The 18,037-nt window shown below is 51.3% G+C and carries 11 protein-coding genes; 3 read left to right on the forward strand and 8 right to left on the reverse strand.

All coding sequences use genetic code 11. The annotated features are described in order from the left end of the window. The first annotated feature begins 256 nt into the window (after positions 1–256). On the forward strand, positions 257–5,287 hold the full coding sequence (locus ATL17_RS03560; RefSeq protein WP_133571391.1) for an apolipoprotein A-IV repeat region-like domain-containing protein: 5,031 nt from the start codon (positions 257–259) through the stop codon (positions 5,285–5,287). An 85-nt stretch (positions 5,288–5,372) separates the two neighbouring features. Here the strand turns inward: ATL17_RS03560 and ATL17_RS03565 are convergent, their stop codons facing one another. From ATL17_RS03565 to acs, 8 genes are all read right to left on the reverse strand, one after another. Continuing rightward, positions 5,373–6,584: an MFS transporter gene (locus ATL17_RS03565; RefSeq protein ID WP_133571392.1), complete on the reverse strand. Its 1,212-nt coding sequence runs from the start codon at positions 6,582–6,584 to the stop codon at positions 5,373–5,375. Positions 6,585–6,685: 101 nt separating this feature from the next. Continuing rightward, a complete protein-coding gene (locus tag ATL17_RS03570; protein WP_133571393.1) occupies positions 6,686–7,711 on the reverse strand; it encodes a glycosyltransferase family 4 protein in 1,026 nt (341 codons plus the stop codon). Next, positions 7,708–8,511 (reverse strand): UDP-2,3-diacylglucosamine diphosphatase, encoded by an 804-nt coding sequence (locus tag ATL17_RS03575; protein WP_133572181.1) that lies wholly within the window; start codon positions 8,509–8,511, stop codon positions 7,708–7,710. The genes ATL17_RS03570 and ATL17_RS03575 overlap by 4 nt, the downstream gene beginning before the upstream one ends. Before the next feature lie 102 nt (positions 8,512–8,613). Continuing rightward, positions 8,614–9,705, reverse strand: coding sequence for a glycoside hydrolase family 3 protein (locus ATL17_RS03580; protein WP_133571394.1), 1,092 nt, complete (start codon positions 9,703–9,705; stop codon positions 8,614–8,616). Positions 9,706–9,767: 62 nt separating this feature from the next. After that, positions 9,768–12,560 (reverse strand): EAL domain-containing protein, encoded by a 2,793-nt coding sequence (locus ATL17_RS03585; protein WP_166638877.1) that lies wholly within the window; start codon positions 12,558–12,560, stop codon positions 9,768–9,770. Positions 12,561–12,729: 169 nt separating this feature from the next. Then, positions 12,730–13,674 (reverse strand): FecR domain-containing protein, encoded by a 945-nt coding sequence (locus tag ATL17_RS03590; protein ID WP_133571396.1) that lies wholly within the window; start codon positions 13,672–13,674, stop codon positions 12,730–12,732. Positions 13,675–13,795: 121 nt separating this feature from the next. Then, a complete protein-coding gene (locus ATL17_RS03595) occupies positions 13,796–14,824 on the reverse strand; it encodes a FecR family protein (RefSeq protein WP_133571397.1) in 1,029 nt (342 codons plus the stop codon). Between the two features lie 177 nt (positions 14,825–15,001). Beyond that, positions 15,002–16,942 (reverse strand): acetate--CoA ligase, encoded by a 1,941-nt coding sequence (acs, locus tag ATL17_RS03600; RefSeq protein ID WP_133571398.1) that lies wholly within the window; start codon positions 16,940–16,942, stop codon positions 15,002–15,004. Between the two features lie 268 nt (positions 16,943–17,210). Between acs and ATL17_RS03605 the strand changes: the two genes are divergently transcribed. After that, positions 17,211–17,792, forward strand: coding sequence for a hypothetical protein (locus tag ATL17_RS03605; protein ID WP_133571399.1), 582 nt, complete (start codon positions 17,211–17,213; stop codon positions 17,790–17,792). Beyond that, complete coding sequence (gene nrtS, locus ATL17_RS03610) at positions 17,789–18,037, forward strand: nitrate/nitrite transporter NrtS (protein WP_133571400.1); 249 nt, start codon at positions 17,789–17,791, stop codon at positions 18,035–18,037. Before ATL17_RS03605 ends, nrtS begins: the two co-directional genes overlap by 4 nt.

Below are 18,037 nucleotides of genomic sequence, written 5' to 3' on the forward strand. Positions count from 1 at the left end.
TGATACAAATTGAAATTGAAGGCCGCTTGCACGTTAACTAATTTTTAATAAAAATGTCTCGATCACCTTCAATTGGTGTATAAAGGCATGATACCAACGTTCGGCGGCGTTGGGTACTGTGGCCCGAAATGCATTATATTTTAATGCTTTATTAAGTTCTGGAGGACGCTCCAGTTGTGTTCATTATGCACAAAACTTGCCTCAGCTCACCCTAAGTTCGCCGGGCATTGTGCGGACGCAAAAGGTAGTATTGAGTATGGCAAAGAATAAAAACTCCTCTAATGATCCAGCCACGCTGGCTTTCTCAGCAGTGGAAAGTGCATTGGAATCTTCATCTGATTCAGATGTAAAATCCAGTAAAGCACCAAGCTTGGATAAAGCCACCTCATCGTCAGAAGAAAAGCGCGGGCGCTCAAAACGCGCCAGTGAAAGCCGCTCTCGTTCAGCCGAGCGGATCGCTAGTCGCGCAGCTTCTGTGGCCAATGATGACCGATCCACTGCCGCAGGCATTCTATATTCCATGCAGTCCAAGCCTTCGACAACGCCATACTGGTTGGCGGCTTTGGCCTCTATTTGCTGGATGGTGATCATCGGTACACTTGGCTATATGCGTTTTGGCGCAGATTTGGCCAACACCGAATTCACAGCACTTGTCCAAACACCCGACTTTGCGGGCTTTTCTGCCCTGTTCTTGATCCCAGTGCTGGCCTTTTTTGCCATCGCGTTGATTGTGCGCCGCGCTCAAGATTTGCGCTTGGCCGCCTCTTCCATGACCCAAGCCGCCTTGCGCCTTGCGGAACCTGAATCAACAGCGACAGCGCAAATCACAACCGTGGGCCAAGCTGTGCGCCGCGAAGTGAACGCCATTGGCGACGGGCTGGAACGTGCGCTTTCTCGCGCAGGTGAGCTGGAAGTGATGGTCCACAATGAAGTGAACTCACTTGAACGCACCTATGCGGACAATGAGTTGCGCATGCGTGCCCTGATCGAAGAACTGGCCAACCAACGCAATGCCGTGGTGACCAACTCTGAGCGCGTACGCGAAGCTATTTCTGACGCCCATTCTGGCTTTGCCCAGCAATTGGACGAAGTTGGCTCATCATTTGTGGACAAAATGCGCACAACTGGCGGCGACATCACTCAATCTATCGCAGGCCAAGGCGACCAGATCACTGGCGCGCTTAAAGAACAATCAGACCGCTTTGCCAACACCATCGACAATCGCCGCACGGACCTTGTGGCAGCGTTGGACGACAGCACAGACAAGCTGAACATTGTGGTGGACGAACGCACCGCCGCCATGGCCTCTGCCCTGGCTGAGCAAAGCGCACAGTTTGACGAAACATTGGCGCAGCGTGCAGACGAATTGGCCAACAAAGTTGCCTCGCGCACTGAGCAGTTGGACAGCACCTTGTCTGCTCACAGCGACAGCTTTGACCAAACGCTGGCTAATCGCACAGACCAACTGAATAGCACTCTTTCTGCGCACAGCGAGAGCTTCGATCAGACTTTGGCCATGCGGTCAGACGAATTGTCTGAAAAAGTTGCGATGCGCACAGAAGAATTGGGCTCGACCCTTTCTGAACAAAATGCGCGCTTCGACAAAACTTTGGTGGAACGCACCGAGCAACTTTCAAGCGAAGTGGCAGACCGCACCGCTCGCCTCAACCAAGTGTTGAGCGCCCGTGCAACCAATTTCAGCGAAACGCTAGACACCAAGCGTGACGAGTTGGACAATCTGCTTAATGAACGCACCACCTATATGCTGGATGCCTTTGGCGAGCGCCACACGAATCTGGCCGCAACCATTGAAGAGCGTACAAACGCCCTTAATGACGTGTTGGCCCGTGGTTCCAGCAGCTTTAGCGAAAATGTGGACGAGCGCATTGCCCGCCTCACCCGTTCGCTTGAAGATGGCACATCTGAATTCTCCAGCATTATTGAAGAACGCACCAACCAGCTTTCTGGCGTTTTGCGTGCGTCTAGCGAATCTGTGCTCGTTGATCTCAACTTGCGCGGCGAAGAGATCGCCTCAAACATGGAAAATGTTGGCTCCAACCTCGCCTCCAAGATTTTGCAAAACGCAGAATATGCGCAGCGCACTTTGGCTGACTTTGGCTCAGGCGTGGATGAAAGCATCTCCATTCAAACCAACAATTTGGAAAGCGCAGTGCAATCTGCCCTGCTCCAATTGGGTGGCACGCTGGACGAACGCGCTGCCGAAGCCCGCGAGTTGTTGGCCAATGCTGGACAAGACACCATTTCGCAGCTCACCAGCCGTGTAGATGAAGTGGCCGTTATTTTGGACAGCCGCCTCCACTCCATGGATGAAATCATGAGTGAAAAAGGCGAACGTTTGATCAAAACGCTCAATGAAAATGAGCAAGGGTTCAAACAACACGCCCAGTCACTGGAAAGCACCATCAATCAGCGCACTTCTGAGTTCAACACTGTGCTGCAAACCAGCGCCGCTGACCTTGATGCGACCATGAAAAACCGCACCAAAGAGTTGGGCACAACCTTTGAAAAATCCGGTCAATTGTTCCGCGACAGCATTGATGAAAGCTTGCGCGATGTGAACGAAACCATGGAAACACGCACCAACCACGTTTCTCAAATGATTGAGGAACAAGTGGCCCGCGTGAACGACAATTTGGGCAACCAAATTGATGCGGCGATTGCACGTTTGTCTGACGCCGAAACTGGCGTTGCGGGCAAAGTGACCGACGCTGTATCCAATATAGAGGCCAGCACCGAGACCTTGGCTGGTCGCGTGGAAAGCGCTGTGAGCAGCTCTGCAGGCCTGTTTGAAAAAGCAACCAGCGAGCTAGATCAAACCATCGGCAGCCGCCTTTCTGCGACAGAGCAACGTTTGTCTGCAGCGGCAAACAATATCTCAACCTCGATGCAAGAGCGTGCACTGGAAGCCGAAGAACGCATTACAGCGGCAACACAAAGCTTGTCCGATGCGATGGAAGCCCGCGCCCGTGGCAGCGAAGAGCGGATCGCAGCAGCAACGCAAAACCTCTCCTCTTCTGTGGAAGAACGTACACGCGCTGCCGAAGAGCGGATCACCGGCGCAACCGAAGGTCTTTCAAGCTCTATCGAAGCCCGTGTGGCCGAGAGCGAAGAGCGCATGGCACTTTCAACCGAGCACTTGTCTCGCACCATCGAAGACAAATTGGGCACATTGCCTGATGCAATTGCACAACGTGCAAATGAAACTGCTACCCGCTTGAGCGAAATGAACTCTGCCTTCTCTGAAAGCTTCAACAAAGCACTTGGCAATATTGATAGTGGCGCAAACCAGATCACCGCTGCATTGGATGAAAAACTCACTGGCTTGACCAGCGACATTTCATCTGACGTGGAACGCACTGCCTCACGCATGGATCTGGTGATCCGCGGCGCGATGGAGCAATTGCGTGGCGCCTCTACTGCGATGGAAGAATTGGTGTCCGTACGTGCGGTAAACACCGCTGAAGAGCTAAGCGACAAAGCACGCGCCATGAACCAAGTTGTGGCCGTACAGTCTGACACCCTCGCGAAACTGATCGACAAGAAAACTGCTGACATTGAAGAGCGCATGCAAAAGCAGCAAAATCTGTTGCGCAACGCATTGGAGCAAAATGCACGCGGTGCCGAAGAGATCATGGCGCACTCAACTTCACGTATAGAAGAAGATGTGACCCGCGCCTTGGCCAAGCTGAACGATTCCAACATGCTGTTGCAGCAAGTTTTGGAAACCTCAACCAGCAACTTGGCAACGCTAGAAGATGGCGTGGCAAAACACACTGCCCGCTATTCAGACGCCGTGCGCGATGCCCTTGCAGGCACCGACGACGCTGGTCGCTTGATGGGCGAGCATGTGAATGCGTTGCAAGGCACCATTCATGGCCTGTTGCAAGAGGTTGGCGAAATCAAGCATGTGCTTGATGGTCAAGCCGCAGGCTTCACCAATGCAGCCAAAGAACTCACCGACGCGTCAGTTGTTACTGTGGACACAATTGAAGGCGGCCGCACCGCAATGGATGCCTTGGTGGCTGGCTTTACCAAGCGTGCCGAAGAAATTGATGCCCGCTTGCGCACCTTCGCTAAATCCTTGTCTGACACAGTGAGTGAAACTGAATCTCGGATCGCTGAGACCCAAGATAATCTGACACAAACTGTGAGCAGCGCGTCCAACACTGTTTCAACAAATCTACGCGATTTGACTGAGACTGCCGGCGTGGAAAGCCAGCGTGCAACAACAGCATTGCAACAAGCACAGAAGTCACTCATCGACGAAATGCAGCAATCAATCCAATCTGCTGTTGAACGGTTCAACGAAACATCAACTGCGATGCGCCTGACTGCAAAAGAATTGAGCGAAGAGCTGAGCTCAACCCGTTCAGAATTGCAACGCGGCGTGATGGAATTGCCGGAGGAAACAAAGGCAAGTGCAGCAGCAATGCGCCAAGTGGTAGCAGAGCAAATTGAAGCCTTGGAAGAGTTGAACAAAATTGTGAACGCGCAACCTGTTGCGCCACGCCCTGCCCCGAAAGCGGCAGCCGCGGCCCCAACAATTGAACAACGCCCAACGCCAAAACCTGAAGCACCACGCACAGCAAGCACCTTGCAAAGCCAAGAAGCGCCACGGCGTGCAGAACAGCCTTTGAGCCCTGCCCGCACCGAAGCGCCACGGCCAGCAGCAACAAGCCAGCCTGTGCAGCAGCAAGATGACCGCTTTGACGATGATATCTCATCAGAGCAATTGGCCGCGCTTTTGGAAAAGCAGATTGAAGAGCAAGATGCCCGCGCAGCAGAAGCTGAGCGCAAACGTGCGGCACAAACACCTGCCCCTGCACAAACGGCTGCAAAAACAGCCCAGCAGGACGAAGAAGGCAGCTGGGTTCGCAGCTTGTTGCGCAACGCTTCAGCCAACCAGCAGGCCAGCAGCGCCCGCCGCGGTGGCAACTTGAAAAACCTCACATCAGAGATGATTGAGGCTGTGGATCACAAAACATTGGTTGATGCTTGGCGGCGTTACCAGAATGGCGAAAGCGGCGTGTTCTCTCGTCGTCTTTACACCCTGGCAGGCCAAAGCATTTTTGACGATGTACGCAAAGCATTGAAGCAAGACCAAGAGTTTGCTGGCACCGCCAAAGACTTTATGGGCGAGTTTGAACAGCTCTTGCGTGATGCAGCTAGCGGCGTTGACCCTGTGCGGGACACACAAGCCTTGCTGACATCTGATCGCGGCAAGATCTACACAATGTTGGCACATGCCCAAGGTCGCTTGAACTAGCCGCCACAACATAACGAACAAATAAAAAAGGCGCTCCAAATTCTGGGGCGCCTTTTTTGATTGTTAGTTTCTGGTGCGAGAAGCATTAAGCCTCGCTGCGAGGATTGACCAGCACAAGCGAAACAAAGATCAACGCGCCGCCAAGCCCCGCCAAAATGGCTGACAACATAAATGTCGGCGCCCCGAAGTTGGAAAAGACAAAGCCGAACAATACAATGAATGTGGCCAGCGTAGCCTGTGATACCACTTGAACGAGGCTTTGCGCCTCAGCAGCGAACTTCTCCGCCGTCCAGTTGGCAACAAAATTCAGCGTACCCAAATAGGTGATGCCGAAGCTGACCGCATGCAGCATTTGCAGCAAGAAGAAGCCCCAAACCGGCACATCAAAGCTCATGCCGACCCAGCGCAACACGGTGATACCAGCGGCGAAAATCAGCAAATGACGTGCAGAGAACCGCTTGGCAATGCGGGCAAACACAAAGAAGGTTAGAATTTCAGCAGCAGAGCCAATGGCCCATAGCGGCCCAATGATGGTTGAAGGCAGACCTGCCCGGTCCCACAAAATAGAACCAAACGCGTAAAGCGGCCCGTGCGATGCAACGATAAAGGCCGAGCCGAGAATGGCCAAAGCAAACCAAGGACGGAATGCATCCTTAATCTCCTGCGCCTGCAAAGGATGTGGCGGGGCAACAACAACTTCTGGCCCAAGCTTCTCATCTTCTGGCGCTTCTGAGCGGAATTTGGGCAATTGCAGCGACATCAGCCCGCGAATAAGACAGAAGCTGACAAATAGCGGCAAGAAGATACCCACACCTGAAAGATTGAGCATCCAGCCCGAAAATAGGTTGGCTGCCACATAACCCACAGTGCCCCACACTCGGATCATGGCAAAATCCAAATTACGCCGCCGCGCCATCCGCACAGTGGCTGCATCAGTTACCGGCGCGCCAACCATGAAGGGCAGCACCGTCAGGGTCCAACAAAACAGGATGGCCCAAAACCCTTGCGCGAAAAACAAGGTGATCGACGCAAATCCAGACAGCAAGCTGGCCGCAATGATCACTTGCCGCCAATCACTTGCTTTGTCAGCAATACGCCCCACAAAGATATTGATCAACACCATCATCCAAATGGGGGCGGAATTGACAAAGCCCACATCGGAATCTGACAAACCTTGCGATTTCAACCACAAAGGTAGAAACGGCACGGCAATACCGACCGCTAGAAATTTAAAGGCATAAAAGCTAGATGCACGCCCTCGATGGGATAAGAGCGCCTCGCGCATAGAATATAGCATAGGGAACAACCTTTTGGATTTGACCCAATTAGGGTGCGCTGATTTGCAGCAACTGACAAGTCCAAAGGTATGTTTTTGGTTTTAGGACGGAAAATGCCGAATTATGCCGCCTGCTCATGGCCGCTAAGCGTTGGCACCAGATAATCACGGAACATGGTGGCGCAAACTTGCCAGCTATATTTTAGCGCATGGGCGCGTGCATCTTCACGTTTCAAAGTCAGTGCTTTTGTCACCGCAATAGCCAAATCGTCTTCCATCACCCCGGCTTTAGGATCAGTCAACACATCAATTGGCCCCATCACCGGATAGGCCGCAACAGGCAAACCGCATGCCATCGCTTCCAGCATCACATTGCCAAATGTGTCGGTTTTAGATGGGAAAACAAAAACATCTGCGCTTTGATAATGAGCGGTAAGCTCTGCCCCCTGCTTGCGGTCCACAAAAACCGCGTCAGGATATTTAGCTTCAAGTTCTGCCTTTTGAGGGCCGTCGCCCACCACAATTTTGGTGCCCGGCACATCTAACTTCAAAAAGGCTTCCACATTCTTTTCAACCGCCACCCGACCAACACAAACCAAATGCGGCCCCGGCAAATCTTGGAAGAGCGTTTTTGGCCCAGGCGCAAATCGCGTTGAATCAACACCTCTGGTCCATTCAACAACATGTTGAAAATCTTTATCTTTTAAATCTTCCACCACAGAGCGCGTGGGCGCCAACGTGTGCGCTGCTGCATCGTGAAACCAACGCAAATAGGCATAGGACCATTCACACGGCACAGGCAATCTGGCCGCGACATATTCTGGAAAACGGGTGTGGTAACTCGTGGTGAATGCCAAATGATGGCTGGTGCAATAATGCCGAGCCAACAGACCAAGCGGGCCTTCAGTGGCGATATGAATATGCTGTGGCGCATAGTTTTCAATGATTTCGCCTATTGCCCCCAATGAGGCCAGAGATAAGCGAATTTCCGGATAGGTAGGCATGGGCATGGTCCAAAACCGTTCCGGCGTCAGGTAATCAACGTCATAACCAATTGTCCGAAGCTCTTGCCCCACCTTATCTAAACAGCGAACAACGCCGTTTACCTGTGGGTGCCAAGCATCAGTGACAATTAGTATGCGTGTCATGCGGCTTCACGCGTCTTTTTTCGACGCGCCTCTTGATTAGGGGTTGTGGCCATATCGGTCCAACGGATCAGCTCAAACTGTCCATCATGATTTTCAACGATCGCGGTGCAGCTTTCCACCCAATCGCCAGTATTGATATAACGCGTGCCATAAGTGTCATGCATGTCAGCATGATGAATGTGGCCGCAAATAACGCCGTCGACGCCAGTTTCTTTTGCTTCGTGGGCCAGCGCTTCTTCATAGCGACCAATAAAGCTCACGGCATTTTTAACCTTGTGCTTGGCCCAGGCAGAAAGCGACCAGTAATTTAGGCCCAATTTGCGGCGCACCCAATTGACCAAAATATTGATCCGCAGCGCCGAATTGTAAGCCCAGTCACCCACATGCGCCAACCATTTGGCGTGGCGCACCACCACGTCAAACTGGTCGCCATGGATCACCAAATATTGCTTGCCATCTGCTGCATGGTGGATCACGCGATCCACAATCTCGATGTCGCCGAAATGCGTGCCCAAATAGTCGCGCAAAAATTCGTCATGATTGCCCGGCAAATAAACAATGCGCGCGCCTTTGCGGGCTTTGCGCAGTAGTTTTTGCGCCAAAAGGTTGTAGCTATCGGGCCAATACCAAGATTTTTGCAAGCGCCATCCATCAATAATGTCGCCGACCAAATAAATCGTCTCAGCATCATAAGCGCGCAAGAAATTTATCAATTGTTCCACCCGGATGGTCCGCATGCCCAAATGGACATCGGAAATAAACAAGGCCTTTACATGCCGGGTTTCTTGTTGTTGCATCATCATTTCTTACGCTCGCATTGTCTTTGCGCCTGACTTTCTAACCCGATTCAGGCGTCACTTTTGTGACACCTTACCGCGTTGAACAGATCTGGGCAAAGTCTGTTATTGGACCAGCATCGCTTTCATGCCCACAATCCGGCCATAACTACGCTTAATCATCTCAGCAAAAGCAGGGTCACGCTCTGCTTCGCTCACCAATAGATTGATAATCTTGTTGGGCAATTCAAGGCTTGGCTCGCGCGTATTGGAAAACAGCAAGATATCATTGCCCGCCCGCACCGCTGCAATCACCGCTTCGTCAAAGCCATAGAGCTTGGTGATGGCGCCCATTTCCATATCATCGGAAACAACCACGCCGTTAAAGCCCAACCCCTGCCGCAGCACGCCATTAATCGCCACAGACGAGAGGCTGGCCGGATAATCATTCTTGCCCGCTTCAGCAAAGCTCTTGTGATAGAGATGCCCCACCATCACCATTTGCGCCAGATTTTGGCTGATCAGCTTTTTGTATGGCACATATTCAGTATCGCGCCAGCTCTGTGTAATGTCTGCAAAGCCCAAATGGCTGTCAGCTTGGCTGGAACCATGCCCCGGGAAATGCTTGAGCGAGGTCAACACACCGGCAGACTTGTGTCCGCGCACAAAGGCAGCGCCATATTCGGCGACCTTCTCAGGATCAGCTGAATAGGAACGGCCAAACTTGGCAATGATCGGATTATTGCGGTTTACATTCACATCAACCACAGGGCCAAAATTGACATTGAACCCAAGCGCCGCAAGCCGACGACCCAAATTTTCATAGAGTGCTTGTGCTGCACTTGCATTCATTGAATTGGCAACATCTTGCGCGCTGGCAATTTCGGCAAAGCCTACAGATTTGGTCAGACGTTCAACCTGCCCGCCCTCTTGGTCGATGCTGATCAGCAACGGCAGATTTGCTGGTGCAACAGATTGCCAGTCCGCATTTTTGCTTTTGACCATATCGGTGGAGGCAACATTATATTTGAGGTAAAGCACCCCGCCGATCTTGCCCTCTTTCACTAGGCTTTTGACGCCATTGTGCCATTTGCCGGAACTTTGGTCGCCCTGAAAGCCGATCATCACCATCTGACCAGCCATATCACGAAGGGATTGAGCCATTGCTGGCACACTAAAATGGGCAACGAACATTGCCGCAATAATCAATAAACGCATGTAAACCGCTCTGAGAATCAAAAACCTATAAATGCCGGAGGAATATGCCTTAAATAGGGCTTCTAAACCGCATCTTTTTGCTGAGGAGCGTTATAGCTTGTCAGCAAGTAACAGAATTCTTTCCGATCAAGCGGACGACCAAACAGATAGCCCTGCCCGATATGGCACCCCGCGCGATGCAGCAATCGCGCCTGCTCTTCAGTTTCAATGCCCTCAGCAACAACTTTCTTGTCCATATGTTTGGACAAAGACACCACAGCATTGATGATCGCCATGGATTGCTGGTCTTCGGGCAAATTGCGCACGAAGGCTTGGTCGATCTTGATCTTATTGACCGGCAACTTGCTCAAATAGCTGAGAGACGAATAGCCTGTGCCGAAATCATCCAGCGCAATGCCAACGCCCCGCTCAATAATACTATCTAGAATACCGATGGTCTTATCTTGTTTCGACACGAAAACACTTTCCGTGATTTCAATATCCAAGCGAGATGGATCAAGCCCAGTTTCCTTGAGCGCATAATCAATATCGCCAAGCACATCGCCATATTCGAACTGCACTGCAGATACGTTCACCGCGATACGACCGCCCGCGCTGGATTTAGCCGCATCCATGCAGGATTGCAACAACACCCAACGGCCAATCTCAATGATCATGCCGCTATCTTCAGCCACAGAGATAAAGCGGTCTGGCCGTACAAAACCCAATTCAGGATGGCGCCAGCGCACCAAGGATTCAGCGCCAATAATCTTGTTGGTCGCCAGATCAACCTGCGGCTGATATTGCAAGAACAACTGACCATTAGCCACTGCATCTAGCAAGGCAACTTCGATCGATTGACGGTCCCGCACCCGCTCGCTCAATTCGCTACGGTAGGCAAAATAGCTATTGCCTGGCATGGACTTAGCTTCGGAGTGCGCCATGTCCACATGGGTCAATAATTGCTCAGCAAAATAACCAGAATTTGCAGTATCCGTCATGCCCAAGCTGGCGCCGATCAAGGCCCGGTGCGCGCCAATCGCATAGGGCGCAACAATCGCGTTCAACACATTGTTTGCAAATGGCGCGAGCTCTTCTTCCTGCAAAATATGCGGATAAACCGCTGCAAAACGGTCGCCACCCAACCGGGTCACACTATAAAGGCCCAACTGCCCCAACCGCTTCACCACTTGCTTGAGCAATTGGTCACCAATGCTGATGCCCAGCGTATCGTTGATGTTTTTAAACCGATCCAAATCAAGCAACAACAGCGTCATATCGCGCGGCTTGTCGGACTTTGGTCGACAATAACGCCCCAACTCTTCCACTAGTTTTTGGCGTGAAAAAGCACCCGTCAAAGTGTCATAGTTCGCCAAATAGGACAGACGCTTTTCATGGTTCAACCGTTCGGTCACATCGCGGAATGTGAGACAAGCCACCTGCTCGCCCGGCCCATCACCCGCATCAATACGTGACACTGTGACCGAATATTCAAGCGCCATGGCCCGACCCGGATAGCCCTTATCCGCATAAATGCCGTTTTCAAACATATGCAGGCTGGACACTTTGGACGGAATACCTTCCATCACCCGATGCCGCAGCAGGCGCACTGTTTCTTTGTAAAGTATGCCCGGCAAAACCTGAGCCTTTTTACCCGCAAGCCCATGACGAGCTTGCAAAAGCTCTTCCGCAGGCGCACTGGCTGACAGAATGCGTTCCTGCCCATCAATGATGATCACGCCGTCAAAATTATCTTCAACAACACGGTCCAAAATCGCCTGCATGCGCACATTGGCTTGGCTGGCCTGCTCCAACTCATTACGCCGCGACGTCAATTCACTCAAAATGTAAGATAAGATAATGGCAAACGTCACCGCATGGGCGGGTGACGTATTCATCAAATAATTCAACTGCCATTGCGCAATAAAGGCCGCCCCCTCAACCAGCACAAAGCCACAGGCGTAAACCATTGCCATCCACATGAGCGAACATGATTTGCGCGGCAACAATGTTGCGAGAAGAAAAAGGATAACCAACACCAATCCGGGCCAGCTGCCGAAATGGGTTAGCCGATTTCCATCCAAACGACTTTCAGCCCCCAACGCCAATAGTGCCACACCCGGTATGTGCCCATATTTAGGCACCAACACAATATCACCCAGCTCAACAGCAGTTGCGCCCACCAACGCTGTTTTGCCAGTCAATCGTAGTGGATCAACGCGCCGTTCAATCAAATCAATCGCGGAAATAACATCTATTTGGGACAGATCCAGACCAAAGTTGACCCAGAAGGTTTCATTCACCTCAGACGCCTCAAATTGAGTGAGCGCCAAAGGCAAGCTCATCAAATTGCGTCCACCAACATTGGCACCACTTTCAATTTTGCGAATTTTGCCGTCGCTATCTGGCCGAACATTCACCACAACAGGGTCGCCATGCTCTAGAAAACTCGGAATGGGCAACGCGGTTGACAGACGGACTTCGTCGTTCCGGTCGCGCACAAGCTGATTGAAGCTCGCAAGATATGTGAAGCCGCCCGCCCGCTCCAACGCTTCCGCCAAGCGATTATCGTCTATGGCATTTGAATTTTGCGACAGGTCGATATCAAGTGCGATTTCATCAACCTGATAATCTACAAGTCGATCAATAATATCTGCGTGCACTCGCCGTGGCCATGGCCACTGCCCTACGGCATCAAGACTTTTTGGATCAATTGCAACAATGACAAATTTCTCAGAAACCGGCTGGGAAATTGCGGAATACCGATATTCACGGAAATAGCGATCAAACGGCGCAAAACCGCCTGACCAGTCAACGAGGACGGCCAAGGCGGTTACGACAGCCAATATAACAATTTTACCCAGCGATCGCTTCATATTGCCCCAAAGCAAGTCCTTCCAGTCGCCCATTGCCAAAATTGGAATGCAATACAGCGACTTAATCTCGCCCTATCACACCATCAATTGGTTGCTATTCACTTTACACGCAATAAAAAGGCCACTTTAGTAAAGTGGCCTTCAACGTGATCAAATGTGTTGGGAAAGGCTAACGCCCTTCCCCCTTTCCATTGCCTCCGGCATTTCCGTTTCCGTTGCCATTTCCGCCAGCGTTGCTGTTACCGCTGCCACCGTTGGAATTTTCACCGCTACCAGAGTTGCTATTGCCACTATTGCCTGAGTTGCCACCAGCGTTACCATTTCCACCGGCATTGCTGTTGCCACTATTGCCCGAGTTGCCGCCAGCGTTACCATTGCCGCCGGCGTTGCTGTTGCCACTATTGCCCGGTGTAACGCCCACAACGTCATTCTTCTTTTGCTGACCAGGTGCTTGAACAGGCTTATTCGCCAAGCCCAGCTTCGCTTTGAGTTCAGCGCTATTCGCGGCGATTGGCTTATTTGTGTTCATGCTAATCATCGGTTCAACTGGGCCACGTCCATCAACTTCAATGACATGCTCAACACCGGCTTGACGTGCGGCCTTCTGGCCCGGCTTCACATCAACTTTGATCTTGCGCTCAACATCTTGCACTTCAACACGACCACGTTGAACCTGTACTTCGGCTGCCGCACCATTTTTCTCCGCCTTCACGGTGAATTTTGTGCCCTTCACGACAGCGGTCAGCAATGGCGCTTTCACCGCAAAATGCTGCACATTCTGCTTTTCAACATCTACAGTAATTTCACCAAAATCCTGCTCAACGACGGTGTTCAGTTGACCCACACGATCTTTAATCCGAATGCGTGTATCACCACGCACATCAATGGATTCTTTGCCGCGTGTGAAAATAACCCGTGCGCGAGGAGAGGTCTGAATAGCATTGGAGCTGTCCACCACATGACCACGGAAAATTTGCTGCCATTCGCCATTTTCATAAACGAACACACCACCACGTAACTTACTCGCCACCCACTCTTCTGCCATGGCGTTGCCGATTGCAAAAAGCGCGGAAAACAAAGTTATCCCGAAAAGAAGTTTGGCCATTTTGGTCATAAATGCTGCCCCTATATCCAATCACGCCAACTTACGTTCAGTGCATTCCAATGCCGTTAAAGCCCTTGTATAAGTTCCAAGCACGGTTAACGGCATGTGAAATTGCATATTGGCTGACTTACTAAAGCCCTAGGCCTCCAGTTACGTCTTTAACTTTATCGGTAACCGAACCGACGACACCTTTGCTGCTGGAGCCGCCACCTGAACCACCGCTACCGCTTGATCCAGATCCACTGCTGCCAGATCCACCGGCGCCAGAGCCACTGCCGCCTGAACCGCTGCTCCCAGCACTGCTTCCGCCGCTGCTACCAGCACCACTTGACGCGCCACTGCTAGAGGAACCGCTGCCAACGTCTGGAATGCTACCACTACCGCCCGTGCCAATATCCGGCACACCACCGACATCACTAGGAGCACCGCCATTGCCCACATTTACCGGCACTTTGCCACCACTTGCGCTCGCACCCGCACTAACAGCGTCTGATCCAGTGTCCCGGCCATCGCTAATGCCCAGCTTCTGTTTCAGCTCAGCGCTATTGTTTGCAACAGGCTGGTTGGAATTCATGCTGATAAAGGGTTCAACCTTGCCACGGCCCTTAACTTCAATCACAGCACTAACGCCAGCTTCACGACCTGCGCGTTGGCCAGATTTCACGTCGACTTTAACTTTGAGTTGGTTGTCTTGCACTTCAACACGGCCACGGCGCACAATCACTTCTGCTGCAGCGCCAGAGCGATCTGACTTCACCGTAAAGCGCGTACCCTTAACCACGGCGGTCAGCAATGGTGCTTTAACCGCAAAGTGCTGAACATTCTTCTTTTCAACGTCAACGTTGATTTCACCGAAATCTTGCTCAATCACAGTGTTGAGCGCGCCTACACGATCTTTGATCCGAATCCGCGTATCACCGCGCACATCAATGGATTCCTTGCCACGGGTAAACACCACGCGCGCGCCCGGCGCGGTTTGAATGGCGTTTGAGCTGTCCACACGATGACCACGGAAAATTTGCTGCCATTCTGCATTTTCATACATGAATACAGCGCCGCGCATTTTGCTGGCCACCCACTCCTCAGCCCACACAACAGAAGTGAATAGTCCCAAAAACACACTCGAGGTCAGGATTAGTAATTTTAGAAGTTTGCCCATTATTGCGCCCCATTTGTCTCACCTCGCCACCTTAGGTAGTGCCCAGCAAACAAGGAGTTAATGCAATTATTTAATGAGACTTGTGGTTAATTTGCGCTGACAAATTAGATAAAATGCAAAATAGCGCTGCACGATATTCTTCGCGCAGCGCTATTTGTAGATTTATGGTGCAAAAACTTAGCGGTTTTCACGATTTTCAATCAAATCATCAACAACTGACGGATCAGCCAATGTTGATGTGTCGCCCAATGAACCGAAATCATTTTCCGCAACTTTGCGCAAAATACGGCGCATAATTTTGCCAGAACGTGTTTTCGGCAAGCCTGGTGCAAATTGAATAAGGTCCGGAGACGCGATTGGGCCAATTTCTTTACGCACCCAATTGCGCAGCTCTTTCTTCAACTCATCGCTTGGCTCTTCACCAGACATCAAGGTCACATAGCAATAAACGCCCTGCCCCTTAACATCGTGTGGATAGCCGACAACAGCGGCTTCAGACACTTTGTCATGCGCAACCAGCGAGCTTTCAATTTCCGCTGTGCCCATGCGGTGGCCAGAAACGTTCAACACGTCGTCCACCCGGCCCGTGATCCAATAATAGCCATCTTCATCGCGGCGACAGCCATCACCTGTGAAATAATAGCCTTTATAGGTCTCAAAATAGGTCGAAACAAAGCGCTTGTGATCGCCATAAACTGTGCGCATTTGGCCCGGCCAGCTGTCTTTAATGCACAACACGCCTTCAGTTTTGGTGTCAGTCTGCACATTGCCTTCCTGATCCAAAATCTCTGGCTGAATGCCGTAAAATGGCTTTGTGGCAGAACCTGGTTTGGTTGGTGTCGCGCCAGGCAATGGCGTGATCATGAAACCACCAGTTTCAGTTTGCCACCACGTATCCACAATCGCGCATTTTCCACGGCCAACATGCTTGTTGTACCATTCCCAAGCTTCCGGGTTAATCGGCTCACCAACTGACCCAAGAATACGCAATGACGAAAGATCAGCACCGTCAACAAAATTGTCACCAGCGCCCATCAAGGCGCGAATGGCTGTTGGTGCTGTGTAGAAAATATTGACTTTGTGCTTGTCGCAAACTTGCCAGAAGCGTGAGGCATCTGGATAGTTTGGCACACCTTCAAACATCAATGTGGTCGCGCCGTTGGCCAATGGACCATAAAGAATGTAGGAGTGACCTGTGACCCAGCCCACATCAGCCGTACACCAATAAATGTCGCCTTGCTTATAATCGAAGGTCACTTCGTGCGTGAATGAGGCGTAAACCAAATAGCCGCCAGTTGTGTGCAACACGCCTTTTGGTGTGCCCGTTGAACCGGACGTGTAAAGAATGAACAGCGGATCTTCAGCATTCATGCGCTCTGGCTTACAGAACTCATCAATGCCTGTAGCAGCTTCGTGCCACCACACATCGCGGCCACCCTTCATTTTGATGTCGTTGCCGGTGTTTTCCACCACCAAAACTTTTTCAACGCCATGCGCGTGCTTCAACGCTTCATCAACATTGTGCTTCAACGGCACAGTACGTCCACCGCGACGACCTTCGTCAGCAGTGATCACGACAGCGCTGTCACAATCGTTGATGCGGCCAGCCAAAGCTTCCGGCGAAAAGCCACCAAACACAACAGAGTGCACAGCACCAATGCGGGTACACGCCAACATGGCATAAGCGGCTTCCGGGATCATGGGCAGATAGATGGTGACGCGGTCACCCTTTTTGACGCCCAAATCTTTCAACACATTGGCGAAACGGCAAACGCGACGGTGCAACTGGGCATAAGTAATATGCTCGTCAGTGCCCGGCTCATCACCTTCCCAGATGATGGCGGTTTCGTCTGCGCGGTCTTTCAAGTGACGGTCGATACAGTTGACCGACACGTTCAGCTCACCGTCTTCAAACCATTTGATCGACACATCTGGATATTCAAATGTCGTGTTTTTGATTTTGGTCGGCTCTGTCATCCAATCGATGCGCTTGGCCTGCTCTTTCCAAAACCCTTCAGGATCGTTCACTGACTGGGCATAAAGCGCGTCATACTGATCCTTTGTTGTCAAAGTGCGAGAGACAATATCTTCAGGTGGTTGGTAAATGTCCGAACTCATTGGACGGTTCCTCCTCGATCAATCCAATCATAAAGAGACCGTTGCCGACCTCCATTTGAATACGGTCAACACACATTCAAATTGAATATGTGAGTTGTCCCCACAACACCGTGATAAAAGGGCTAATGGTTGCAGCGCGTTCGGTCAATATCACCAGTCCAATTTTAGACCTGTTTTTTCTCATTTCTTTGACACAATTCCCCTTCTGTTCAACACTTTTAAAGAAGATTGCCCCAAACTGCCGCCACATATTTTGGGGGATGGAGCTATGAGCGAGGCAAAAACGCCAAATTTTGGGCCCGCACGCAAAGACGAAATTGAATGGGTGCTCAACACTGTGCACCGTGCCATTGATGAGTCTGAATTTTACTGCGACGAATTCAAACAGCACGAGCGCGAGCGGATGAACATCCACTTCCTCACCGCACTTTGGGAATATGACCCGCATCACCTGTTTGTGCTGCGCAAGGGCGATGAGAAAGTCGGCATCATGATCTCCGGCCCCGATAATGGCGTGGTTTTCCTTTATTGGTCCTACATTATCCCAGAGCATCGGGCATCCACCATCGCCATCAAGGGCAACAAAGCCTTTTTGCAAATGTTCGACAATGGCCATTGGCACAAGCTGGTGACCTTCACCCGCACCACCAACGAAAAAGCCAATCTGATCTTGGCCCGCTATGGCTGGACTGAGGTTGCCCAGCTCAACAAACATATTTTCGGCGAAGATTATAAAATCTTTGAAATCCCCATGGAAAAAACAGTGCCCGGATACAAACCGTTCCGCGTGCCAGGACGGCTTGAGCGACTGAAGCGCAAATTGCTGGGGCCATTTGGTAAAGCCGCATGATCAAACAATGGCTTGAAATAGCGGCACTGCCGCGAGTGTGCAAACGCTGTTTGAAAACCGCATTGATTGTGGGCACGCTGTTGATGCTCATCAATTATTTTGATCGGCTTTTTACCGGCAATCTTTCCGGCATGGATATTTTTAAAATCGCGCTCACTTTCTGTGTGCCCTATCTGGTGTGCACCAGTGCTTCAGTTGGTGCAATTTTGGAAAGCCGCGGCAAATCCGAACATCGCGCCAAATAA

Origin of the sequence: Maritalea mobilis, assembly GCF_004363175.1 — a bacterium.
GTDB lineage: Bacteria > Pseudomonadota > Alphaproteobacteria > Rhizobiales > Devosiaceae > Maritalea > Maritalea mobilis.